Source organism: Eggerthella guodeyinii, assembly GCF_009834925.2.
In the GTDB taxonomy this organism is placed as follows: Bacteria; Actinomycetota; Coriobacteriia; order Coriobacteriales; family Eggerthellaceae; genus Eggerthella; species Eggerthella guodeyinii.
In genome coordinates, this window is sequence record NZ_CP063310.1 from 1959948 (window position 1) to 1982223 (window position 22276).

Here is a 22276-nt window from a genome sequence, read left to right on the forward strand (position 1 = left end):
GAGCGCCTCCGGCCCGTACGCTTTCCCCGTCGCGTTTCCAGACGAGAGGAAAGCAAGGAGGAGGATATGGGACAAGCGAACATGGATCGACGGACGTTCGTCGGGGCGCTCGGCGCCCTGGGCGCCCTGTCGGTCGCCGGCGCGGGCGCAGGGGCCCTGCCGTCCGTGGCGGTGGCCGCGGAGTCGGAGTTCCCGGCGCCCCGGACGGGCAAGCCCATCGAGGCCGCGGTCGATCCCAAGACGGGCGCGGTGTCCGTCAACGAGGACGTGATCGTGCGGTACTCGGGCTGCGTGGGCTGCTACAGCGCCTGCGGCAACCGCATCAAGCTCGACCGCGAGACGGGCAGCGTGCTGGGCGTGGGCGGCAACCCGTACAACCCTGCGTGCGCGAGCTCGCCGCTCGAGTTCGGCGCGCCGCTCGAGGACGCGTACCGCTCGATGAGCTACGCGAACGGCGGCAACGTCACGCGCGGCACGGTGTGCGGGCGCGGCAACGGTACGCTCGACGCCGTCAGCCAGCCCGAGCGCATCACGGTGCCGCTCAAGCGCGCCGGCAAGCGCGGCGAGGGGAAGTGGAAGCCCATCGGCTGGGACCAGCTTATCAAGGAGGTGACCGAGGGCGGCAAGCTGTTCGCCGACATCGGGGAGGACACCGTCATCGAGGGCTTCAAAGCGGTGCACGATCCCGAGACGCCGATGAACCCCGAGCAGCCCGACTTGGGACCCAAGTCGAACCAGATCATCGTGTGGAACACGCGCGCCGATGGGCGGCGCCTGCTGAACACTCGTTTCGGCCAGAGCTTCGGGAGCGTGAACATATTCAGCCACAACTCCAGTTGAGGCGCTGCCGGCGGAGCGAGTTCGCTCTACATGAACGCTAAGAACGGCTGCAGCGTCGACATCGACGAGGCGGAGTACATCCTCTGGAGCGGTGCGTTCCCGGGCGGGAACGGGTCGAACTTCCAGTACATCAGCAAGCACGTCACGGAGAGGCTGCGCACGGGCAAGCTCAAGATCGACGTGGTCGATCCCACGCTTTCCAGCGGAGCCGTCACCCCGACGATGCCGGGCATCACCTGGGTGCCCATCAAACCCACCACCAACGGCGCCCTGTACGCCGCCATCGCGCAGATCATGATGCGCGACGAAACCTACGATGCCGACGTGCTGTCGTTCACCACGCAGAAGGCGGCGGAGGCGGCGGGCTACGGCGCGTTCACGAACGCGAGCTACCTCGTGATCGTCGACGAGGGCCATCCGAACCACCGCAAGCTCATGCGCGCGGCCGACGCCGGCATCGAGGTGCCCGAGGAAGAAGTCGCCGAGGGTGCGATGCCGACGCAGCATTACGTGGTCATCGACGCCGCCACCAACGAGCCCGCGGCGCACGACGCGTGCGAGCGCGGCGTGTTCGACTTCGAAGGCGAGGTGAACGGCGTCAAGGTGCGCTCGGGGTTCTCGTGCATGAAGGACACCGTCGGCAGCCGCACCGTCGAGGAGTACGCCGAGATCACCGGCATCCCCGCATCCGAGATCGAGCGCATGGCGAAGGAGTACGCCTCCCACGGCGTGAAGGCCACGGTGAACGCGGCCGCCGCCTCCACGGCCGGCGTCAACGGCTTCGACACGCCGAACGGCCGCGAGGTGCTGCGCGCGCTCATCGGCTCGAACCAGATGCGGGGCGGATCGTTCCCCACCGGCTCCCCGGTGACCGACGGCAAGGGCGTGCGCTACGACCTGGCCACGGTCAAGGGCGCCCCCGACGTCACCACGAAGAACGCCGCGATGATCTCGCGCGGCAGCCGGGCTTGGGAGAAGACCAAGGAGTACGCCAACCGCGTGGCGGCGGGCGAGAAGGACCCCAAGCCGAAGATGCCCTGGTTCACGAACGCCCCGCAGTCGGACAGCCAGGCGCTCATGTCCGCGGTCAACCAGTACCCCTACCAGTGCAAGATCATGCTCACCTGGATGTGCAACGTCATCCAGGGAACGCCCGGCGCCATGCGCGACGAGGTGGTCGAGCGCCTGAAGGACCCGTCGGTGCTGCCGCTGCACATCGTGTGCGACGTCGTGATCGGAGAGATGGCGCAGGTGGCCGACTACATCGTGCCCGACGTGACGCAGTACGAGAGCTTCGGCCTGCCGTCGAGCGGCGCCTGGGGCACCACGGTGCGCTGGCAGGCGAAGACGCCCGAGACCGTGCAGACGGACGACGGGCGCTACGCGTGCTGGGAGACGTTCCTCATCGACGTCGCCAAGGCGTGCGACCTGCCCGGCTGGGGCGCGGACGCCATCCCCGACGCCGAGGGCAACCTGCACCCGTTCGACACGTCGGCCGACTTCTACCTGAAGGCGGTCGCGAACCTCGCCTACGCCGAGACGCCGGTGGACGACATCTCGGCCGAGGAGGCGAGGCTGCAGGGGCTCGACGAGCTGCCTGCCGACTTCGAGGCCGCGGTGAGCGCCGAGGAGTGGCCGAAGGTGCAGCATGTGCTGTCGCGCGGCGGCCGCTACTGGACGTCCGAGAAGATCCGCGGCGAGGACGGACGCTACGCGTTCCTCAAGCCGTTCGAGACGTACATCTACAACGAGAAGCGCGCGCTGGCCACGAACTGCTACTCCGGCAAGCGCCTCCCCGCCACGCTGGGCTACAACCCGCAGGCGTTCGGCGACCTGTCGCCCATGACCGACCACTACTCGGCCGAGGAGTTCCCGTTCACGGTGTCCGAGCACAAGCCGCGCTTCCGCTCCGTCTCCATGCTGTCGAACAGCCCCATCATGCGGGACCTGTGCGCGCACAACTACGTGGAGATCAACGACGAGGACGCGGCGGCCCTCGGCATCGCCGACGGCGACGCCGTGCGGGCGACCACGCCCACCGGCGAGGTGACCGAAGGCGTGGCCATGGTGCGCGGCGGCCAGGTGAAGGGCGCGTTCAGCCTGTCGTTCGGCTACGGCCACGACAACTACGGCGCGCAGGACGTCGAGGTGGACGGCCAGCGCGTCGAGGGCAACCCGGCCATCGCGGCGGGCGTGCGCACGAAGATGATGCTCGACCCGCTCGTCTCGAAGGACGGCGTGTACAGCATCCTGGCCGACCACGACGCGTCGAGCCCCGGGCGCTGCGGCGGCATGTTCAAAATCGAGAAGGCATAAGGGAGGTGTGGGATTATGAGCGAACAACGATTGGGCATGGCGATTGACCTGGCCCTCTGCATTGGATGCAACGCCTGCGCCGTAGCCTGCAAGATGGAGAACGGCGTGGGGCTGGGCCACTTCAACACGTGGGTGGAAAGCTGGGACGTGGACAGGGACGGCGACGTGCGTCGCGCAAGCGTTCCCAAGCTGTGCAACCACTGCGCGAACCCGGCGTGCGTGAGCGTGTGCCCCACGGGCGCCAGCTACGTGGACGCGGACGGCTCGGTGCAGATCGACACCGGCAAGTGCATCGGCTGCAAGTACTGCATGGCCGCGTGCCCTTACGGCGTGCGCTACCTCGTCGAGGAGACGGGCGACGTGCACAAGTGCACGTTCTGCCACCATCGCTCCAGCAACGGGCTGCTGCCCGCGTGCGTGGGGACGTGCGTGACGAAGGCCCGCGTGTTCGGCGATCTGAACGACCCCGACAGCGACGTGTCGAAGCTGTTGGCCGAGGCGGGCGGCGGCGAGGTGCTGCTGGCCGACATGGGCATGGAGCCCTCGGTGCGCTACGTCGATTTGGAAGAGACGATGGCGCTCAAGCGCGTGTCCGCCGTGCACAAGGGCGGCAACGTGCTCACGCCGTACGAGGGGAGGCAGTAATGGTTTGGGACGGAATCGTCGCCTGCGACCTGTTCTGCGCGGGCCTGGGCGCTTGGACGTTCATCTTCACCGTGCTGTCGGCGGGCAGGGACGAGGCGCGCCGCACGGCGAAGCTCGTCGGCGTCGTCGCGGCGTTCGCGCTCGTGGCGCTCGGCGCGCTCATCCTGGCGGTGGACGCGCGGGGCGGCCTGTTGAACCCGCTGCGCTACCTCAACCTGCTGGGCAACCTCGGGTCGGTGATGACCTGGGGCGTGATTCTCATCAGCCTGTTTCTGGTGGGCTCCTTCGCGTGCGGCTTGTTGCTGCTGATGAAGCGCTCCGCTCCCCGGGCGCTCGAGGCGGCGACGGCGGTGCTGGCGGTGGGCGTGTCGTTGTACACGGGCGTGCTGCTCAGCACCTCGCCGGCCTTCCCGCTGTGGAACATCGCGGTGCTGCCGGCCGCGTTCGTGGTGTCGGCGGCCTACACGGGCTATGCGGCCTACGCGCTCATCGCGCGCTTCGCCGCGCCGAAGGGCGACGCGCTGCCGGCCTGGTTCGGCCGGGCGGCCGTCGTGCTGCCGGTGCTCGAGGCGGTCGCGCTCGCGGCGCTCGTCGCGGTGGTGTCGGGCACGCAGGGCAGCGGCGCCGAGGCTGCGGCGGCGTCGGTGGCGAACCTGCTCGGCGGTTCGTGCGCGTTGGCGTTCTGGGGCGGGACGGTGGCCGTCGGCCTCGTCGCGCCGCTCGCGCTGGCGGTCGTGCGCGGCCGCCGGGGCGCGGCGGCCCCCGCGTGGATGGGCGTCGTCGAGTGGGCGTGCATCCTCGTCGGCGGGTTCGCGTTCCGCTACGCGGTCGTGGTGGCCGCGGCGCCGATATTCGGCTAGGGAAGCGGAGGGATTGCCATGGGCGATACGGGGTCCCCTTGCTTGGAGGATGAGCTGCGCGGGTTCGCCGCCGTGGCCGAGGCGTGCGCCCGGGCCCTGGTGAACGAGCCGTCCTCCGACGTGGTGCGCGACGTGCGCCGCGTGGCGCGGGCGCTGGGCATGACGCGGTTCGACCGCGTGGAGCCCGGTGCTGCCCTCCGGCAGCGCTACTACGACCGGTTCTTCGTGTCGGCCGGCCCGCTGTTCGCGCCCCTCGTGGAAAGCTGCGTGCGCGGGGCGCAGGTGCAGGACGGGCGCCGCTCGTTCGGCGTCGCGGGCGGCCCGGCGGCCGACCATGCGCTGCGCTGCTACCGGGCGGTTGGGTTCGACTACCGGGCGCTCGAGGGCTTCGCGCCCGCCGTGGCGCAGCTGCGGCCCGACTCGATGGCGTGCGAGCTGGCGTTCATGGCCTCGCTCGCGCGATGCGCCTGCGAGGGCGGCGACGACGCTGCGGCTGCACGCAGCGTCGAGCTGCTGCGCCGGTTCGCGCGCGAGCACGCCGGCTGGTTCGGGGCGGCCGCCGAGGTCCTGCGCCGCGTCGACGACGATTTCTACGCCGGCGTGTGCGCCCTCGCCGCCGAAGCGGCGGACGTCTGGGCGCAGTGAGGGATAGGGCGAGGGCCGGGATCGTCCCGGCCCTCGCTATGCGAGGTTGTTCGCGCATCTCGCCCTGTGCTCGTCTCGACTGGCGCCGCGATCCTTGGAAAAGCGGGCCCCTCTCGGGGCGAAATCGCGGTTGAAGCGCGTTTCTGCTGAAAATTTCAACTTATGAACGATCTTATATGAGGATGCTAAAGAGTACGGTTGATTTACCAGGCATTTTGCATGACGCCCTCCCTGTTCGCATAAAAAGGTGTGCAGAAATCGTTCATAAGTTGAAATTTTCAGCAGAAACGCTTGTGTGCGGCGATATGGGAGGACGCTCGCGATCCGCCGCCGCGACCGCAGGGCACTTTTCCCGGCAGTCTCGCGACGGAAGAACCTGCATAAGCGAGAAAACTGCATATTTGTATTCCAAATGTCGAAAATACTGCATTTCTTGTTCAGAAAACTCGCAATAGGCGTATACTACCGAACAACCTTTAAGGCGGTACGGAGAGACCGACAAGGCAGGTAGCGCACCTTTCCGCATTTCCAGCACTCCGTCGAGGGACGGGGTGCTTTTTTGTACGCGTGCGCTGCACACACGGAAGGATGGAAGCTTGAGCGAGATATCGAAGCGGCTGATGAAGGGGACGTCGAAGCCCGTGGGCGCGCCGGCGGCCCTCGTGCTCGAGGACGGCGCCGTGTTCCGCGGCACGTCGTGCGCGGCAGCGGGGGAGGTGTTCGGCGAGATCTGCTTCAACACGTCGCTCGAGGGCTACCTCGAGGTGATCACCGACCCGTCGTACGCGGGCCAGATCATCGCGATGACGTACCCCCAGATCGGCAACTACGGCGTGAACGAGGACGACGCGCAGTCCGACGAGCCCGCCCTGCGCGGCCTCGTCGTGCGCGACCTGTGCACGACGCCGTCGAACTGGCGCAGCGCGCAGAGCCTGCCCGACTACCTGCGCGCGCACGGCGTGGTGGCCGTCGAGGGCGTGGACACCCGCGCGCTCGTGCGCCACGTGCGCGACCGCGGCGCGCAGCGCGCCGTGCTGTCCACCGTCGACGTCGACGAGGCCAGCCTCCTGCGCAAGGTGCGCGAGAGCGCTTCGCTCGTCGGGCAGAACCTCGCGGCCACGGTGTCGTGCGCGAGCCCGTACCGCTTCGCGGCCGACCGGCTGCCGGCCTCGCAGGCGTTCGCGCTCGCCGCGCCTCCCGCGCCCCGGTTCAAGGTGGCGGCCTACGACTGCGGCGCCAAGCGCTCCATCCTCGAGAACCTCGTGCGCGCCGGGTGCGACGTGACCTGCGTGCCGTGGGACACCCCGGCCGCCGACGTGCTGGCGCTGGCCCCCGACGGCGTGTTCCTGTCGAACGGCCCGGGCGACCCCGAAGCCGTCGAGGGCACGTTCACCCAGGTGGAGCAGTTGCTGGGCAAGGTGCCCGTGTTCGGCATCTGCCTGGGGCACCAGATGATCGCCAAGGCGGCGGGCGCGGGCATCGAGAAGCTCAAGTTCGGCCACCGCGGCGGCAACCACCCCGTCATGAACCTGCGCACGCGCCGTGTGGAGATCACCGCGCAGAACCACGGCTTCGGGCTCGTGTTCCCCAGCCTGGGCGCGCTCGTGCCGGAGCTGTCGGGCGGCGTCGCCGCGCACGAGGACGACCTGCGCTGCTGGGTGGAGCGCGGCGTCGCCCCCGTCGTCGAGAACGAGCGCTTCGGACGCATCCAGCTCACGCACGGGAACCTCAACGACGGCACGGCCGAGGGCGTCGCGTTCCTCGACATCCCCGCGTTCTCCGTGCAGTACCATCCCGAGGCCTCGCCCGGGCCCACCGACGCCCACTACCTGTTCACGGCGTTCGCGCGGCTCATGGAGGGACGCGCCGACTACCTCGATATCGACATCGCCGAGGATCGCCTGGCCGGCTGGTCGTTCGCGGGGCGGAAGGAGGCCTCCCATGCCTAAGCGCACCGACATCGACACCATCCTCGTCATCGGCAGCGGCCCCATCGTCATCGGGCAGGCGTGCGAGTTCGACTACTCGGGCGCGCAGGCGTGCAAGGTGCTGAAGGCCGACGGCTACCGCGTGGTGCTCGTGAACAGCAACCCCGCCACCATCATGACCGACCCGGGGCTGGCCGACCGCACCTACGTCGAGCCCATCACCGTCGAGTTCGTCGAGCAGGTCATCGCGAAGGAGCGCCCCGACGCGCTGCTGCCCACGCTGGGCGGCCAGACCGGCCTCAACACGGCCGTCGAGCTCGCGCGCGCCGGCATCCTGGACAAGTACGGCGTGGAGATGATCGGCTGCGACCTCGAGGCCATCGAGCGCGGCGAGGACCGCAAGCTGTTCAACGACTGCATGGCCGAGCTGGGCATCGAGACGGCGCGCTCGGGCTACGCCTACTCGCTGGCCGACGCCGAGGCCATCGTGGCCGAGCTCGGCTACCCCGTGGTGCTGCGCCCCTCGTTCACGCTGGGCGGCGCGGGCGGCGGCATCGCGCACGACGCGGCCGAGCTGCGCGAGATCGTGGGCCAGGGCCTGGAGCTGTCGCCGGCGGCCGAGGTGCTCGTGGAGGAGAGCATCGAGGGCTGGAAGGAGTACGAGATGGAGGTCATGCGCGACCATGCCGGCAACGGCATCATCGTGTGCTCCATCGAGAACTTCGACGCCATGGGCGTGCACACGGGCGACTCCATCACGGTGGCGCCTGCGCAGACGCTCACCGACGTGGAGTACCAGCGCATGCGCGCGGCGTCGCTGGCCATCCTCGAGAAGATCGGCGTGGAGACGGGCGGCTCCAACGTGCAGTTCTCCATCAACCCCGACAACGGCCGCATGATCGTCATCGAGATGAACCCGCGCGTGTCGCGCTCCTCGGCGCTCGCGTCGAAGGCCACCGGCTTCCCCATCGCGAAGGCGGCGGCGAAGCTGGCCGTAGGCTACACGCTCGACGAGATCGTGAACGACATCACGAAGGCCACGCCGGCCTGCTTCGAGCCGTCCATCGACTACTGCGTGGTGAAGGTGCCGCGCTTCGCGTTCGAGAAGTTCCAGGGCACCGACGACACGCTGTCCACGCGCATGAAGGCCGTCGGCGAGATCATGGCCATCGGCCGCACGTTCGAGGAGGCGCTCGGCAAGGCCATGCGCTCGCTCGAGAACGGGCGCGCGGGCCTCGGCGGCGACGGCAAGGGCGACGAGGCCGCCGCGGGCGACGAGGCGCTCGAGGACCTCGTGGCGCGCCCCACGGCCGAGCGCATCTTCTACCTCGCCGAGGCGCTGCGCCGCGGCTGGACGGTGGAGCGCGCGAGCGCGGTGAGCCGCGTGGACCCCTTCTTCGTCGCGCGCATGGCCGACATCGTGCGCGTGCAGGAGAACCTGCGCGGCACGCCGCTCGACGAGCTTGATGCCGACGCGTTCCGCCTGCTCAAGCGCATGGGGATGGCCGACGCGCAAATCGCGCACCTCACGGGCTCCGACGAGCTCACCGTGCGCACGTGCCGCAAGATGCTCCACGTGGTGCCGGCGTTCAAGACCGTGGACACCTGCGCGGCCGAGTTCCCCAGCGCGACGGCCTACCACTACAAGACCTACGACGCCGACGAGACGGAGGTCGCGCCGAAGACGCGCCGGCGCGCCATGATCCTGGGCGCCGGGCCGAACCGCATCGGCCAGGGCATCGAGTTCGACTACTGCTGCGTGCACGCGAGCTACGCGCTTGCCGAGGCCGGCTTCGAGACCGTCATGGTGAACTGCAACCCCGAGACCGTGTCCACCGACTACGACACGTCCGACAAGCTGTACTTCGAGCCGCTCACGTTCGAGGACGTCATGGACATCGTGGACGTCGAGCAGCCCGACGGCGTGGTGGTCACGCTCGGCGGGCAGACGCCGCTCAAGCTGGCGAACGCGCTGGCGGCGGCCGGCGTGCCCATCATGGGCACCTCGCCGGAGGCCATCGACCTGGCCGAGGACCGCGACCGCTTCTCGGCCGTCTTGGACGAGCTGGGCATCGTCTACCCGGCCGCCGGCATGGCCTCCACCTATCAGGAGGCCTGCGTCGTGGCCGACCAGATCGGCTTCCCGCTGCTCGTGCGCCCCAGCTACGTGCTGGGCGGGCGCGGCATGGGCATCGTCTACGACGGCGCCCAGCTGGAGAAGTACATGGCCGAGGCCGCGAAGATATCGCCCGACCATCCGGTGTACCTCGACCGCTTCCTCGAAGGGGCGGTCGAAGTGGACCTCGACGCGCTCTGCGACGGCGACCGGGTGTACGTGGGCGGCGTGCTCGAGCACATCGAGATGGCGGGCATCCACTCGGGCGACTCGGCCTGCTGCACCCCGCCGTTCGCGCTGTCCGAGGCCGTGCAGGCGCAGCTGCGCGCCATCGCGCGCCGCTTGGCGCTGCGCCTGGGCGTGGTGGGGCTCATCAACATCCAGTTCGCCATCAAAGACCAGGTCATCTACATCATCGAGGCGAACCCGCGCGCCAGCCGCACGGTGCCCTTCACCTCGAAGGCCACGGGCGTGCCGCTGGCGAAGGCGGCCGCCCGCATCATGGCGGGGGAGAAGCTGGCCGACTTGGGGCTGCCCGAGGCCGACCGCCGGCTCGAGCACTTCAGCGTGAAGGAGGCCGTCATGCCCTTCGGCCGCTTCCCCGGCGCCGACACGGTGCTCGGCCCCGAGATGAAGTCCACCGGCGAGGTCATGGGCATCGCCCGCACCTTCCCGGCGGCGTTCGCGAAGACCCAGCTGGCCATCAGCTACGCGCTGCCCGAGGGCGGCACGGTGTTCATCAGCGTGTGCGACCGCGACAAGCGCGCCATCGTGTCCATCGCCCGCGACATCGCGCGCCTGGGCTTCCGCATCGTGGCCACGGGCGGCACGGCCCGCGCGCTGCGGGCGGCCGGCGTGGCGTGCGAGCAGGTCAAGAAGATCCACGAGGGCGAGGACAACGTGCGCGACATGATCGCCGCGGGCGACGTCTCGCTCATGATCAACACGCCCTTCGGCCATGCCACGCGCGCCGACGGCTACGAGCTGCGCCTCGAGGCCGTGAAGCACGGGGTGACCCACGTCACGAACCTCGCCGGCGCCCAGGCCATGGTGGCCGGCATGGAGGTGGCCCGCGCGAACGGCCTCACGGCTGTGGCCCTCCAGGACCTCCCTCAATGGGAGCCCGTAGGGTAGAGGGGCGTTGCATCCCGGGCCGGTTCGACGCGCGAACCGGCCCGAGCGGCCGAACCTCCGAGCTCTCGCACAGCGCCACGGCCATGGCGTACGCTTCCTCGCATTCCCGGGGGAAGCGCTCGGCGCGCACGCGCGCCTTCTCGCGCTCGTCGAAGTTCGAGGCCGCGTAGCGCGCGTAGTCGTCGAACTGGTACGCGTCCGCCGCGACGACGTACGCGGACGGGCCGCCCAGCAGCTCCAGGTACGAGCGGTTCGCCTCGAACAGGGCGGGGTAGCCGGCCCGTTCCACCAGGTCGTGCGGCATCCCCATCGTGTAGGCGAAGCCCGTGGCGATGCGCCCCTCGAAGCAGCGGCGGTCGGCGACGTCGTAGGAGAGGCTCGGGAACACGAGCCGCTCGAGCAGCGACTTCATCGTCCCGGTCACGCCGCCCAGGTACATCGGCGACCCCAGCACCACCACGTCGCTTCCCAGCGCCTCGTCGAGCAGCGGCGTCGCGCCGTCGCGCAGGGCGCAGCGCCCCTCGGTGCGCGCGCCCTTCCGCTTGCAGGCGAAGCAGCTCGCGCATCCCGAGAAGGAGAGGTCCCGCAGGTGCACGAGCTTCGTCTCCGCCCCGCGCGACGCCGCGCCCGCGAGCGCGTGGCGAAGCATGGTCGCCGTGTTCGCGCCTCGTCGCGGGCTCCCGTTGATCGCGAGCGCTTTCATCCCCGTCATCCCTCCCTGTGCCGACCCCTGCGCGGATGCTATGATTGTCGCCGGGCGCGGGCGTCGCGGCAAGTACGCACAATTCCGTGCCCTGGGAGCGCGCGTCGAAAGGGGAGGCCATGGAATCGGAAGCGGGAAGCCTGTACGACGGGTCGTGCGAGGTCGTGGCGGCGCTCGACGCGATCGCCGGACGCTGGAAGCTCCCCATCCTGTGGCGGCTCGCGGCGGGCCCCGTGCGCTACAACGAGCTGAAGCGCCTCGTGCGCGGCGTGACGAACACGGCGCTCACGCGGGCGCTGCGCGAGCTGGAAGCCGACGGCCTCGTCGAGCGCACCGAATATCCCGAGGTGCCGCCGCGGGTGGAGTACGCCCTCTCGCCGGCCGGCCGCGCCCTCGAGCCCTCGCTGGAGGCGCTCGTCTCGTGGGCCGGGAGCCGCGCGAGGGGCGGCGTCGAGGTGCGGAGGCTCGCGCCCGACGACGACCGGACGGCGGTGGCGCAGGTGTACGTGCGCACGTGGCGGGCGGCGTACGCGGGCATCGTCGAGCAGGCGTTCCTCGACGCGCTGGAGCCGGGCGCGTGGGCGGCGTCGCTCGAGGAGCGCGCGGGTCGGACGTGGGCGGCGTACGCGGACGGCGGCGTGGCGGGCGTGTGCACGTACGGGCCGGCGCGCGACGAGGCGCTCGCCGGCTGGGGCGAGGTCGTGTCGCTGTACGTGCTGCCCGAACGCGGAGGGCGCGGCATCGGATCGCGCTTGCTGGATGCCGCGCTCGACGCGCTGGCGGCCGAGGGGTTCGAGCGCGCCTACCTCTGGGTGCTCGAGGACAACCGCGGCGCCCGCGCCTTCTACGAGCGCCGCGGGTTCGCGCCGAACGGCGACGTCATGGAGGTCGAGGTAGGCGGAAGCCCCTTGCGCGAGGTCAGGTACGTGCGCGGCCTCACTCGTCGATCATGAGCTGCCAGGACACGCCGAAGCGGTCGGTCACCATGCCGTACAGCGGGCTCCAGAACGTCGTCTGCAGTTCCATGTCCACCGTTCCGCCCGCCTTGAGCCGGTCGAAGGCGCGGCTCACGTCGGCGTCCTTCTTCAGACTCACCACGGGGCTGATGTTGTTTCCCTGCGTGAACGGCATGCCGCTCGGCACGTCGCTGAACATGACGTTCGTGCCGCCGATCATCATGCTGCAGTACATGATCTTGTCGCGATCCTCCTCGGAGACGACATAGGTTGGGTCGGGCGGCATCTCGCTGAACGTCATGAGCCCTTGCACTTCCGAATCGAACACGTGCGCGTAGAAGTCGACGGCTTGCCTGCAGTTCCCGTCGAAGTTGATGAACAGTGAGAATCCCATGATGAAGCTCCTTTCCCGTACCTTCTAATCCCATACCATCTGCCAGGTCACGCCGAACCGATCGGTCACCCAGGCGACCTTGCGCAGATCCATCACCGGCTCGGGACCCATCATCACGGCTCCGTCCTGCGACAGCCCGGCGAACGCGCGGTCGAACTCGTCTTCGTCGGCGCATGCGAGGAACAGCGACGTCGCCCAGCTGAACGCAGGCGCGGGGCTCGCGGCCTGCATGTCCATGAACAGCAGGTTCGCATCGCCGATCGAAAGGGAGCCGTTCAAGACGGTGCCCTCGTCCCCGTTCGGCGCGCCTTCGCCGAACAGCGCAAGCGATTCGATGCGCGCTCCGGGAACGACGGCCGCGTAGAACTCCATCGCCTCCCGGGCGTTGCCGTTGAACGTGAGGAACGTGCTGAGACGCTGGGTGGGAAGGTGCATGGCGCACCGCCTTTCTCGTTCGGGCGCGCGGTTGCGGCCGCGCGCGAACCGGTCTGCCTCCATGATCGTGCGCCTCGATCGCCGCGCCCCGACGATCGAGGCGTTGTTGGCTGCCCGTCAGCGAACGAGCGCCGGGCCGCCATAAACCGGAAACGCCGGCCTGGCCAGCTCGACGGCGATCCGAACTACGTGTCCACGGAGGCGACGGCGGACGAGCTCAGGGCCTTCATCGCCGAGCCGTTGCTCAGCCGGTCGCCTCGTCGCGCACGAACGCCACGAGGCCGCATTCATAGGGGTGGTCGAGGAAGCGCACCTCGCCGTCGGGCTTGAAGCGCAGCATCTTGAGCACGATGGCGAGGTCGCCGCCTCCGCTCAGGGTCATGAGCAGCCCGACGGCCAGCAATCCCGCCGATCCGCTCGCGTACGCCGCGATCACGGGGAGCAGGCCCAGCACCACGGTGGGAGCGAGCGCGCCCACGACGTAGGCGCGCCTCGACAGGGGTTCGTCGCACGTGCAGTACGGCGTCAGGTACTGCCATATCACGCCGAACGAGACCGATTTCCAGCCGCCCTTCGCGCATGCGCTCCACGCGATGCCGTGGACGAGCTCGTGGAGCACGACGAGCGCGAAGAACGCGGCCAGCACGAGCAGCGTGCCGACGAGGTCGAACGAGAAGCTGAGGGTCGGATGCAGCAGGAAGAACCCCGCGCCCAGCACGACGGCGAGGGGGAGCCCCAGCACGAGGGCCTGGACGTTGGCCGACGCCACGCCGAGGGTCAGCGGCTGCGTGCGGAACCCCTGCGCCTCGAAATCGGCCTTCGCCCGCTCGAACGCTTCCTTGCGGGCCAGCTCGGCTTTCGTCAGCTTGCGCTCCTGGTCGGCCATGCCGCCTCCTTACGCCTTCGGGGGTTTCGAGGACTTGGGGGACTTCGGCGGCTTGGCCGATCCGCGCTTGACGGAGAGGCCGAGCCCCGCGAGTGCGTCGTGGACCGAGCGGGCTGCGGCCTCTGCCCGGGCGGCGTCGAGACCGCGCTCGTCGACGACGGCGCGCACGGCGCGCGCGTAGTCGCGCCGGCAGCGCTCGTTGAGCTCGGTCCAGTTCACGTGAGCGAACCCGTCGGCCACGGCGCGGTCGAGCGGCAGGCGGCCTTGCTCCATGAGCACGGCGATGACGGGGTAGCCCGCATAGCCCTGCCAGTACGTGGCGTTGTCGTTCGAGGAGTAGGTCGAGCCGTCCTCGCTCCAGGCGACCGTGTAGGCCTTCGCGCCGTTCGACGAGACGACGGTCGCCTGCCGCTCGTCGGGGTGCAGCGTCACGCGGCCGTCGGCGACGGCGCTCAGGGCCTCGTACACTTTCTCGATGGGCGGCAGCTTCTCCACGGAACTCCTTCGGTCGCGGTGCGTCATGCTCTCAGGGGCAGCATGATACCAGATGATAGAATGGCACGACGAACGTCGAAGCAACCGCCGAAGAAGGAGCGCCCGTGACGCTGTACGACGACCTGCACGACCTGATGAGAACGCCCGAGCTGTACGAACGTACCGGCGCGGCGTTCTGGGACGACGAGCATATCTCGCGCGGCATGCTGGCGGCGCATCTCGATTCCGCGTTCGAGGGTGCCAGCCGCAGCTTCGCGTTCATGGACCGCTCCGTCGACTGGATACGCGCCACGGCGCCTCCGGCGACGCATCCGCGCCTGCTCGACCTGGGCTGCGGGCCCGGGCTGTACGCCGAGCGCTTCGCGCGCGCGGGCTACGCGGTGACGGGCGTCGACCTCTCGCCGCGCTCGCTCGGCCATGCGCGAGGCTCCGCGGACGAGCAGGGTCTCGCCATCGACTACCGATGCCGGAATTACCTTGAGCTCGATCTGGACGGGACCTTCGACATCGCCGTCATGATCTACTGCGACTACGGCGCGCTGTCGGCCGACGAGCGCCGCGTCGCGCTGTGCCGTGTCCGCGAGCGTTTGCGGCCGGGCGGCGCGCTCGTGCTCGACGTGTTCTCGCAGCGCAAGCTCGAGGTCTTCGAGGAGCGCACGACGTGGGAGGAGCATCCCGCAGGCGGGTTCTGGAACCCGGGCCCGCACCTCGAGGTGCAGCGATGCGTCCGCTTCTCCGACGCCGTGTCGCTCGAGCAGATCGCGGTGATCGCGCCCGAAGGCGCGACGGCCTATCATCTGTGGAACACGTACTTCGCGCCCGCGACGCTCTCGGCTGAGCTCGAGGCGGCCGGTTTCGAGGTGGCGGAGCTGGTCGGCGACGCGGCGGGCGCGCCCTTCGACGATGCGAGCCCGACGATCTGCGCGGTCGCGCGCAAGCCTGCGACCAGCGAGGACGGGCGATGACACGAATCGTGTCTTGCCGGAGCGCCGCGGCTCCGCCATCTTGGGAGCCTGAAAGGGGGCGCGTCCCGTGGATTTCGGAGAGAAGCTGAAAGCGCTGCGCACCGAGCGCGGCCTGACCCAGGAGCAGCTTGCCGCCAAGCTGTACGTGTCGCGCACGGCCGTGTCGAAGTGGGAGACGGGCGGCGGCTCGCCCAACCTCGACTCGCTGCAGGCCGTCGCGCGCCTGTTCGACGTGTCGGTGGACGACCTCCTGTCCACCGACGACCTCATCGTGCTCGCCCGCGACGAGCGCCGCTCGTCGGCGCGCAGCGGCGGCATGCTGTCGTTCGGCCTGCTCGACATGCTGGCCGTCGTGTTTGCGTTCCTGCCGCTGTACGGCGTGGACGACGGCTCGTTCGTGCGCATGGCGAGCTTGGCCGACTACGGCGCGTCCGTGGATTTCGGCGTGTCGTTCGCCGTCATGGCGTCGGCCATCGTCTCGCTCGTGCTCGTGGGCGCGGTGGAGGTCGCGCTGGCCGTCGCGGGGCCGCGCCGCGCGGCGCGCGTCGTCGCCCTCGTCGGGTTCGCGGTGCAGGCGGTCGCCGTCGATCTGTTCGTTTCCACCATGCAGCCCTACGCAACCACGCTCGCGTTCGCGCTGTTCCTGGCGAAGGCCGTCGTCGGCTACCGTATCCTGCGCTCGTAACCCCTGGTCGGCGGCGGAGGCCACGCACCGTGTCGCCCGTGCGACGCATCGTGGCTTGCCGCCGGGCGGCGCGCATCGTTTCATGGAGGCTCGGCGGGGCCCGCAAGGACCCCCGCGACATCCGTGAGACGAAAGGACGGCTCGATGGAAACGACCCTGATGGCCGCGTGGCTGAACGATGCGTTCGCCGCGTTCGATACGACGATCTTGGGGGCGCTGCACGCGCTCGCAGAATGCGGGGGCTTCGCGCTCACGCCGCTGTTCGAGGCGGTGAGCTTTGTGGGCGAGAAGGGCGCGTGCTTCTTCGCGCTGGCCCTCGCGCTCATGGCGTTAAGGCGCACGCGACGTGCAGGCGCGGTCATGTTCGTCGCCATCTGCCTGGGCGCGCTCGCCACGAACATCGTGCTCAAGGACCTCGTCGCGCGGCCGCGGCCGTTCGAGTCGTCCGCGCTCCTCCTCGACTGGTGGCGCTTCGCCGGCGCCGCGCCCGAGGACGGGTTCTCGTTCCCCTCCGGGCACATGACCGCGGCCTCGGCGGCGATGGTGGCGCTCATGCTGGTGCGCCGAACCTGGAAGACGGTGCTGGGCGGCTCGCTCGTCATGCTGGTCATGGGCGCGGCCCGCTGCTACCTCGTGGCGCACTATCCCTCCGACGTGCTGGCCGGCTTCCTCGTGGGCGCGCTCGCGGCCGTCGCGGCGTGGCTGCTCGTATCGCTCGCGTTCCGCTGGCACGAGGAGCGCCGAGCCGCGCGCCCTCGCCACGCCTGCGCCCCCGTGCGCCGCAGGCGGTAGGGGCTGCCGTTCGCGCCGTCCGTCGCGCCGGCGGGCGCATCCGCGCCCCCGGCGTGCACATTCCTTGCATTTTGGCTTGTCAGCCGTGCGTCGCGCGCGCAGATGATACAATCGACGGCCGAGAGACGAAAACGCGCGGCGCCGCTCGCGAGGGCGGCGGCGAGGAGTGAAAGGCAGGAACGTGGCACTCGTCAACGAACGGGCGCGCATGCGGGGGAACGCGTGCGTGGGCCCGAACCTCTACCTCATGACGCTCGACGCGCCCGGCATCGCGGCTTCCGTCGAGCCGGGGCAGTTCGTGCACATGCTGGTGCCGGGCATGGAGGCGCACATCCTGCGCCGCCCGTTCTCGGTGTACGCGCGCGACGCGCACGCCGGCACGCTCGAGATCCTCTACCAGGCGGTGGGCTTCGGCAGCGCGCACATGACGGGCCTCGCGGCCGACGGCCCGCTGGCCGGCGACGTCGAGCTCGTCGGCCCGGTGGGCCGCACGTGGCAGCCGGCGCCCGACGCGCGGCGCGCCTTGCTCGTGGGCGGCGGCGTGGGCGCGGCCCCGCTGTTCATGCTGGCCGAATCGCTCGTGAGCGCAGGCGTGCGCACGGACGTCGTGCTGGGCGCGCAGACCGAGACCGCGCTCACGTGCCGCGCGCGCTACGAGGCGCTGCTCGACGCGCCGCCGCGCTGCGCCACCGACGACGGCAGCTTCGGCCGCGAGGGCTTCTGCACCTCGCTCGTCGCCGAGGCGCTGGCCGAGGCCGCCGAGGCGGGCGAGCCCTACGGCTACCTGGCCGTGTGCGGTCCCGAACCCCTCATGAAGATCGTGGCCGGCATGGCTGCCGAGGCGGGCGTGCCCTGCGAGGTCTCCCTCGAGAAGCGCATGGCATGCGGCGTCGGAGCCTGCCTGTCGTGCGTGGTGGACACGGTGGACGGCAAGCAGCGGGCGTGCGTCGACGGCCCCGTGTTCGATGCGCGGAAGGTGGTGTGGTAGATGGCCGGGATCGAGAACGCGCTGCCGCTCACGACGGCGCCGACGAACGTGGCGCTCGCCGTGAACCTGGGCGGCCTCAAGATGAAGAACCCCGTGACCGTGGCGTCGGGCACGTTCGCCGCCGGACGCGAGTACGGCGACTTCGTGGACGTGGCCAGCTTGGGCGCCGTCACGACGAAGGGCGTGTCGCTGAGGGGCTGGGAGGGCAACGCCAGCCCCCGCATCGCCGAGACGCCCTCGGGCATGCTCAACTCCATCGGGCTGCAGAACCCCGGCGTCGCGCACCTGAAGGAGTGCGACCTGCCGTGGCTGGCCGAGCGCGGCGCGACGGTCGTCGTGAACGTGTCGGGCCACAGCTTCGACGAGTACGTCCAGGTGATCGAGGCGCTCGAGGACGCGCCGGTGGACGCCTACGAGGTGAACATCTCGTGCCCGAACGTGGACGCGGGCGGCATGACCATCGGCACGTGCACGGACAGCGTGGAGGCCGTGGTGGCGCGCTGCCGCGCCGCCACGAAGCGCCCGCTCATCGTGAAGCTCACGCCGAACGTCACCGACGTCGCCGAGATCGCGCGCGCCGCCGTGGGCGCCGGCGCCGACGCGCTGTCGCTCATCAACACGCTTCTGGGCATGGCCATCGACGCGGAGCGCCGCCGCCCGCAGCTCGCGCGCGGCGTGGGCGGGCTGTCCGGCCCCGCCGTCAAGCCCGTGGCGCTGCGCATGGTGTGGGAGGTCCATCAGGCCGTCGACGTGCCCATCTTGGGCATGGGCGGCATCTCGTGCGCAACCGACGCGGTGGAGTTCATGCTGGCCGGGGCCACGGCGGTTGCCGTCGGCACCGCGAATTTCGTGAATCCGCACGCCACGGTTGAAATCATCGACGGAATAGCGCAGTATTGCGAAAGGCACGGCATTGACGACGTGCGGCAACTGATAGGAGCTTTGGAATGGTGAGTTCGTTCGAAGAGGTGCCCGCGCGCGACCGCGTGATCGTGGCGCTCGACTGCGGCATCGAGGAGGCCTTCGATCTCGCGGACCAGCTGCAGGGCAAGGCGACGTGGATGAAGGTGGGCATGACGCTGTTCTACGCGAACGGCCCGGCCATCGTGTACGCGCTCAAGGAGCGCGGCTTCAAGGTATTCCTCGACCTCAAGTTCCACGACATCCCGCACCAGGTGGAGGGCGCCGCGTACGCCGCCGCCGGCAGCGGGGCCGACATGCTGACCATGCACACGGTGGGCGGCGTCGACATGATGGCGGCGGCCCAGAAGGGCGCGGAGCGCGCGGCGGCCGAGTACGGCCACGGCGTGCCGGCGACGCTGGGCATCACGGTGCTCACCAGCATGAACGACGCGGCGCTCGCCGAGACGGGCGTGAGCCGCGCCATGGCCGACCAGGTGGTCGTGCTGGCCGAGCAGGCGAAGCGCGCCGGCATCTCGGGCGTGGTCGCCTCGCCGCAGGAGGCCGCGCGCCTGCGCGACATCCTGGGTCCCGACGCCTACATCGTCACGCCGGGCGTGCGCCCCGCAGGCAGCGACAAGGGCGACCAGAGCCGCGTGGCCACGCCGGCCCAGGCGTTCGAGAACGGCGCGTCGCACATCGTCATCGGACGCCCCATCACGCAGGCGGCCGATCCGGCGGCCGCGTTCGCGGCCATCGTGGCGGAATTGTAGGCTTTCGTCGGCGTTGCCCGTCCGGTCAGGTAAAATGACGGTTAGGCGACGAACTATCGACAAAGGGCCCAACTGCTTCTAGAATGTGTGACCGCGCGCTGAAATTTTTGGGATTTGTGGTAAAAGACAAGGTGAAGTGGGCGAATGCGTGATAGTATCACGACATCGCTTTTGGAACAGAAGGAGAGAAAACGATGGCTATTCCTCAACTCAGCCCTGAAGAGCGTCAGGCGGCTTTGGAGAAGGCGAAGGCGGCTCGCATCAAGCGCGCCGAGGTTCGCGACGACCTGAAGTCCGGCAAGCTCACGCTCGAGAAGGTTCTTGAAATGAAGAACGATCCGGTTGTGGGTCGCATGAAGGTCTCCACCCTCATCGAGACGCTTCCCGGCTACGGCAAGGCCAAGGCTGAGAAGATCATGAAAGAGCTTCAGATCGCCGAGAGCCGCCGTCTGCGCGGTCTGGGCGAGCGTCAGCAGACCGCCCTGCTGGAGCGCTTGGGCTAATCGCGTCCATGCGCCACGGCAATCTGTTCGTCATTTCAGGGCCATCGGGTGCCGGCAAAGGCACCTTGGTGGCCCGACTTGTGCGCGAGGTCCCCGATGCATGGGTGTCCATGTCGGTGACCACGCGCGCGCCGCGCGAGGGCGAGGTGGACGGCGTCCATTACCGCTTCGCGTCCTCGGAGGAGTTCCAGCAGCTCGTCGCATGCGACGGTCTGCTGGAATGGGCGACGTACGGGGGCAACTGCTACGGCACGCCCCGCGCCACCGTCGAGGAGCACATCGCGCGCGGCGATCAGGTCATCCTGGAAATCGACGTCCAGGGAGGGTTCCAGGTGCGCGAGAAGTTCCCGGCGGCGCACCTCGTCTTCATCGAACCGCCTTCGCTCGACGTGCTCGAAGCGCGCCTGCGCGGACGCGGGACCGAGAGCGACGAGGCTATCGCGACCCGCATGGAAACGGCGCGGGTGGAGCTTTCCCGCAAAATGGAGTATGATATACGGCTGGTAAACGACGATTTGGACGAAGCCGTCCGCGCATTGGTGGGCTACGTCAACGAACAAGCCGAGAAAATACGAGGTTAACACGCATATGAGCATTATCGAACCGAAGATCGACGTCCTGCTGAACGAGACCGACAACGATCGTTTCCTGCTGTGCGCTCTCGCTTCGAAGCGCGCGCACGACATCAACGACATGATGCGCGGCCAGCGCGACCGCGCCATCCAGCTGCAGACGGCGGTCGAGATCGCCCGCGCGGCCGACAAGAAGCCGCTGTCGCTCGCCTTCAACGAGGTCGCCCGCGGCGAGGTGTCGTACGATCCGAACTCCATCGACGTCAACTACCACTAGGCCCTCGCTCGCCGATCGGCCTGAATCGCGTCATTCAGCCGCGCCGGGAACCCCGGCGCGGCTTTGCTGTGTCCGCATCCGGAAAGACAAGGTCCGTCCATGACTGAATTCCAACGCATCTGCCTGGTCCATTACCATGAGATCGGGCTCAAGGGCCACAACCGCTCCACGTTCGAGATGAGGCTGCTCAAGAACCTCGAGGCGCTGTTGAAGCCGTTTCCTGTGGTCACGATCCACCGCATCGCGGGGCGCCTGTGCGTGTTCCTGCGCGAGGGCACCGATTGGGAGACGGCGAAGGAGGCGGCCGACGTCATCGGCAAGGTGCCGGGCGTGGCGCGCGTGTCGTGCGGGTTCAAGTGCGAGCGCGACCTCGACGTCATGACGGAGGCGGCGCTCGCCGCCATGGCCGAGGCGGGCCCGTTCGACACGTTCAAGGTGGCGGCGCGGCGCAACCACACCGATTTCGCCACGGGTTCGATGGACATGAACCAGATCATCGGCTCGGCGCTGTGCGCGGCGTACCCCGATAAGGCCGTGAAGATGAAGAAGCCCGACCTGACCGTGGGCGTGGAAGTGGTGCAGAACGCGGCGTACGCGTACGCGCGCTCGCTGCCGGGCGTGGGCGGCCTGCCGGTGGGCAGCTCGGGGCTGGTGATGAGCCTGCTGTCGTCGGGCATCGACTCGCCGGTGGCCACCTGGAAGCTCGCGCGCCGCGGCGCGGTGTGCATCGGCGTGCACTTCTCGGGGCGCCCGCAAACATCCGACGCCAGCGAGTACCTCGTGGACGACATCGCGCAGGTGCTGGAACGCACGGGCTGCATCGCGCGCGTGTACACGGTGCCGTTCGGCGACTACCAGCGCGAGATCGCGCTGACCGTGCCGCCCGAGCTGCGCGTCATCATGTACCGCCGCCTCATGTTCAAGGTGGCCGAGGAGCTGGGACGCCGCGAGCGCGCCGGCGCGCTCGTGACCGGCGAGAGCCTGGGACAGGTGGCCTCGCAGACGCTCGACAACATCCGCTGCACCGACGCGGCGGTGGACATGCCCGTCTTCCGCCCGCTGATCGGCACCGACAAGCTGGAGATCATCGCGGAGGCCGAGCGTCTGGGCACCTTCGAGATCTCGTCGCAGGACGCGCCCGACTGCTGCACGCTGTTCATGCCGCGCAGCCCCGAGACGCACGCCAAGCTTTCGGTAGTGCTCGAGGCCGAGGCGCCGCTGCCCATCGAGCGATGGGTGGGCGAGATCGCCGATGCGGCCGAGGTGCGCGACTACGCGTGCCCCGCCTACAAGCCGAAGAAGAAGCGCGCCTCTTAAGCGCGCGGATCGCAGAGGCTCGCAAGCGGCGCCCCGGGATCTCCCGGGGCGCCGCTTGCGTTGCGCCCGGAGAGCTCCTGAGCTCCTGCGCCCCGCGATCTCGTGCTCCCGCGCCTCGCGCGCCGTGTTTCCGCACCCTGCATCTCGCGAG

General features: G+C 69.4%; 23 protein-coding genes. 18 read left to right on the forward strand and 5 right to left on the reverse strand.

Going from position 1 to position 22276, the window contains the following annotated elements; all coding sequences use genetic code 11:
* Positions 1 to 66: 66 nt before the first annotated feature.
* The 7 genes from GS424_RS08075 to carB all read left to right on the forward strand — a co-directional run bounded on the left by GS424_RS08075 (position 67) and on the right by carB (position 10484).
* Complete coding sequence (locus tag GS424_RS08075; protein ID WP_160941628.1) at positions 67 to 840, forward strand: molybdopterin-binding domain-containing protein; 774 nt, start codon at positions 67 to 69, stop codon at positions 838 to 840.
* A gap of 30 nt (positions 841 to 870) precedes the next feature.
* A complete protein-coding gene (locus tag GS424_RS08080) occupies positions 871 to 3156 on the forward strand; it encodes a molybdopterin dinucleotide binding domain-containing protein (protein WP_160941627.1) in 2286 nt (761 codons plus the stop codon).
* A 15-nt stretch (positions 3157 to 3171) separates the two neighbouring features.
* Positions 3172 to 3801: a 4Fe-4S dicluster domain-containing protein gene (locus GS424_RS08085; RefSeq protein ID WP_154331863.1), complete on the forward strand. Its 630-nt coding sequence runs from the start codon at positions 3172 to 3174 to the stop codon at positions 3799 to 3801.
* Positions 3801 to 4661 carry an NrfD/PsrC family molybdoenzyme membrane anchor subunit gene (gene nrfD, locus GS424_RS08090; RefSeq protein WP_160941626.1) on the forward strand — a complete coding sequence of 287 codons (861 nt, stop codon included), beginning with the start codon at positions 3801 to 3803 and terminating at the stop codon, positions 4659 to 4661. The genes GS424_RS08085 and nrfD overlap by 1 nt, the downstream gene beginning before the upstream one ends.
* Before the next feature lie 18 nt (positions 4662 to 4679).
* A complete protein-coding gene (locus tag GS424_RS08095; RefSeq protein WP_160941625.1) occupies positions 4680 to 5306 on the forward strand; it encodes a molecular chaperone TorD family protein in 627 nt (208 codons plus the stop codon).
* Positions 5307 to 5902: 596 nt separating this feature from the next.
* Positions 5903 to 7255: a glutamine-hydrolyzing carbamoyl-phosphate synthase small subunit gene (gene carA / locus GS424_RS08100; protein WP_160941624.1), complete on the forward strand. Its 1353-nt coding sequence runs from the start codon at positions 5903 to 5905 to the stop codon at positions 7253 to 7255.
* Positions 7248 to 10484 carry a carbamoyl-phosphate synthase large subunit gene (gene carB / locus GS424_RS08105; RefSeq protein WP_160941623.1) on the forward strand — a complete coding sequence of 1079 codons (3237 nt, stop codon included), beginning with the start codon at positions 7248 to 7250 and terminating at the stop codon, positions 10482 to 10484. Before carA ends, carB begins: the two co-directional genes overlap by 8 nt.
* Here the strand turns inward: carB and GS424_RS08110 are convergent.
* On the reverse strand, positions 10435 to 11187 hold the full coding sequence (locus GS424_RS08110; RefSeq protein WP_160941622.1) for a flavodoxin family protein: 753 nt from the start codon (positions 11185 to 11187) through the stop codon (positions 10435 to 10437). The genes carB and GS424_RS08110 overlap by 50 nt on opposite strands.
* 119 nt (positions 11188 to 11306) lie before the next feature.
* Here GS424_RS08110 and GS424_RS08115 point away from each other — a divergent pair, with 119 nt between their 5' ends.
* Entirely contained in the window at positions 11307 to 12140 is an 834-nt protein-coding gene (locus GS424_RS08115; protein ID WP_160941621.1) for a GNAT family N-acetyltransferase, read from the forward strand.
* Here GS424_RS08115 and GS424_RS08120 read toward each other — a convergent pair.
* The 4 genes from GS424_RS08120 to GS424_RS08135 all read right to left on the reverse strand — a co-directional run bounded on the left by GS424_RS08120 (position 12124) and on the right by GS424_RS08135 (position 14353).
* Positions 12124 to 12537: a VOC family protein gene (locus GS424_RS08120; RefSeq protein ID WP_154331869.1), complete on the reverse strand. Its 414-nt coding sequence runs from the start codon at positions 12535 to 12537 to the stop codon at positions 12124 to 12126. The two genes, GS424_RS08115 and GS424_RS08120, sit on opposite strands and share 17 nt — an antisense overlap.
* A 24-nt stretch (positions 12538 to 12561) precedes the next feature.
* Complete coding sequence (locus GS424_RS08125; protein WP_160941620.1) at positions 12562 to 12972, reverse strand: VOC family protein; 411 nt, start codon at positions 12970 to 12972, stop codon at positions 12562 to 12564.
* A 244-nt stretch (positions 12973 to 13216) separates the two neighbouring features.
* On the reverse strand, positions 13217 to 13858 hold the full coding sequence (locus GS424_RS08130) for a DUF3267 domain-containing protein (RefSeq protein ID WP_160941619.1): 642 nt from the start codon (positions 13856 to 13858) through the stop codon (positions 13217 to 13219).
* 9 nt (positions 13859 to 13867) lie between these two features.
* Positions 13868 to 14353: a hypothetical protein gene (locus GS424_RS08135; RefSeq protein ID WP_160941618.1), complete on the reverse strand. Its 486-nt coding sequence runs from the start codon at positions 14351 to 14353 to the stop codon at positions 13868 to 13870.
* A gap of 104 nt (positions 14354 to 14457) precedes the next feature.
* On the opposite strand from GS424_RS08135, the gene GS424_RS08140 reads away from it, so the two are divergent.
* The 10 genes from GS424_RS08140 (at position 14458) to thiI (ending at position 22125) form a co-directional block, all read left to right on the forward strand.
* The gene (locus tag GS424_RS08140; protein ID WP_218958893.1) at positions 14458 to 15318 is read left to right on the forward strand and encodes a class I SAM-dependent methyltransferase; all 861 of its coding nucleotides are present in this window, start codon (positions 14458 to 14460) and stop codon (positions 15316 to 15318) included.
* 67 nt (positions 15319 to 15385) lie between these two features.
* Positions 15386 to 16003 (forward strand): helix-turn-helix domain-containing protein, encoded by a 618-nt coding sequence (locus GS424_RS08145; protein ID WP_160941617.1) that lies wholly within the window; start codon positions 15386 to 15388, stop codon positions 16001 to 16003.
* A 144-nt stretch (positions 16004 to 16147) separates the two neighbouring features.
* Entirely contained in the window at positions 16148 to 16795 is a 648-nt protein-coding gene (locus GS424_RS08150; RefSeq protein WP_160941616.1) for a phosphatase PAP2 family protein, read from the forward strand.
* A 181-nt stretch (positions 16796 to 16976) separates the two neighbouring features.
* Positions 16977 to 17783 (forward strand): dihydroorotate dehydrogenase electron transfer subunit, encoded by an 807-nt coding sequence (locus GS424_RS08155; protein ID WP_160941615.1) that lies wholly within the window; start codon positions 16977 to 16979, stop codon positions 17781 to 17783.
* Positions 17784 to 18737: a dihydroorotate dehydrogenase gene (locus tag GS424_RS08160; protein ID WP_160941614.1), complete on the forward strand. Its 954-nt coding sequence runs from the start codon at positions 17784 to 17786 to the stop codon at positions 18735 to 18737.
* Positions 18731 to 19456, forward strand: coding sequence for an orotidine-5'-phosphate decarboxylase (pyrF, locus tag GS424_RS08165; RefSeq protein WP_160941613.1), 726 nt, complete (start codon positions 18731 to 18733; stop codon positions 19454 to 19456). Before GS424_RS08160 ends, pyrF begins: the two co-directional genes overlap by 7 nt.
* A 194-nt stretch (positions 19457 to 19650) precedes the next feature.
* Positions 19651 to 19959: an integration host factor, actinobacterial type gene (mihF, locus tag GS424_RS08170; protein WP_009307076.1), complete on the forward strand. Its 309-nt coding sequence runs from the start codon at positions 19651 to 19653 to the stop codon at positions 19957 to 19959.
* Between the two features lie 8 nt (positions 19960 to 19967).
* Complete coding sequence (gmk, locus tag GS424_RS08175) at positions 19968 to 20540, forward strand: guanylate kinase (RefSeq protein WP_160941612.1); 573 nt, start codon at positions 19968 to 19970, stop codon at positions 20538 to 20540.
* A gap of 7 nt (positions 20541 to 20547) precedes the next feature.
* Entirely contained in the window at positions 20548 to 20808 is a 261-nt protein-coding gene (locus tag GS424_RS08180; protein ID WP_101722567.1) for a DNA-directed RNA polymerase subunit omega, read from the forward strand.
* Between the two features lie 99 nt (positions 20809 to 20907).
* On the forward strand, positions 20908 to 22125 hold the full coding sequence (gene thiI / locus GS424_RS08185) for a tRNA uracil 4-sulfurtransferase ThiI (protein WP_160941611.1): 1218 nt from the start codon (positions 20908 to 20910) through the stop codon (positions 22123 to 22125).
* Positions 22126 to 22276 lie beyond the last annotated feature (151 nt).

Bases quoted from the DNA above. Each gene is read 5' to 3' on its own strand.
- GS424_RS08075 (WP_160941628.1), top strand. From the start codon at position 67: ATGGGACAAGCGAACATGGATCGACGGACGTTCGTCGGGGCGCTCGGC.
- GS424_RS08080 (WP_160941627.1), top strand. From the start codon at position 871: ATGAACGCTAAGAACGGCTGCAGCGTCGACATCGACGAGGCGGAGTAC.
- GS424_RS08085 (WP_154331863.1), top strand. From the start codon at position 3,172: ATGAGCGAACAACGATTGGGCATGGCGATTGACCTGGCCCTCTGCATT.
- nrfD (WP_160941626.1), top strand. From the start codon at position 3,801: ATGGTTTGGGACGGAATCGTCGCCTGCGACCTGTTCTGCGCGGGCCTG.
- GS424_RS08095 (WP_160941625.1), top strand. From the start codon at position 4,680: ATGGGCGATACGGGGTCCCCTTGCTTGGAGGATGAGCTGCGCGGGTTC.
- carB (WP_160941623.1), top strand. From the start codon at position 7,248: ATGCCTAAGCGCACCGACATCGACACCATCCTCGTCATCGGCAGCGGC.
- GS424_RS08110 (WP_160941622.1), bottom strand. From the start codon at position 11,187: ATGAAAGCGCTCGCGATCAACGGGAGCCCGCGACGAGGCGCGAACACG.
- GS424_RS08115 (WP_160941621.1), top strand. From the start codon at position 11,307: ATGGAATCGGAAGCGGGAAGCCTGTACGACGGGTCGTGCGAGGTCGTG.
- GS424_RS08120 (WP_154331869.1), bottom strand. From the start codon at position 12,537: ATGGGATTCTCACTGTTCATCAACTTCGACGGGAACTGCAGGCAAGCC.
- GS424_RS08125 (WP_160941620.1), bottom strand. From the start codon at position 12,972: ATGCACCTTCCCACCCAGCGTCTCAGCACGTTCCTCACGTTCAACGGC.
- GS424_RS08130 (WP_160941619.1), bottom strand. From the start codon at position 13,858: ATGGCCGACCAGGAGCGCAAGCTGACGAAAGCCGAGCTGGCCCGCAAG.
- GS424_RS08150 (WP_160941616.1), top strand. From the start codon at position 16,148: ATGGAAACGACCCTGATGGCCGCGTGGCTGAACGATGCGTTCGCCGCG.
- GS424_RS08160 (WP_160941614.1), top strand. From the start codon at position 17,784: ATGGCCGGGATCGAGAACGCGCTGCCGCTCACGACGGCGCCGACGAAC.
- pyrF (WP_160941613.1), top strand. From the start codon at position 18,731: ATGGTGAGTTCGTTCGAAGAGGTGCCCGCGCGCGACCGCGTGATCGTG.
- mihF (WP_009307076.1), top strand. From the start codon at position 19,651: ATGGCTATTCCTCAACTCAGCCCTGAAGAGCGTCAGGCGGCTTTGGAG.
- gmk (WP_160941612.1), top strand. From the start codon at position 19,968: ATGCGCCACGGCAATCTGTTCGTCATTTCAGGGCCATCGGGTGCCGGC.
- GS424_RS08180 (WP_101722567.1), top strand. From the start codon at position 20,548: ATGAGCATTATCGAACCGAAGATCGACGTCCTGCTGAACGAGACCGAC.
- thiI (WP_160941611.1), top strand. From the start codon at position 20,908: ATGACTGAATTCCAACGCATCTGCCTGGTCCATTACCATGAGATCGGG.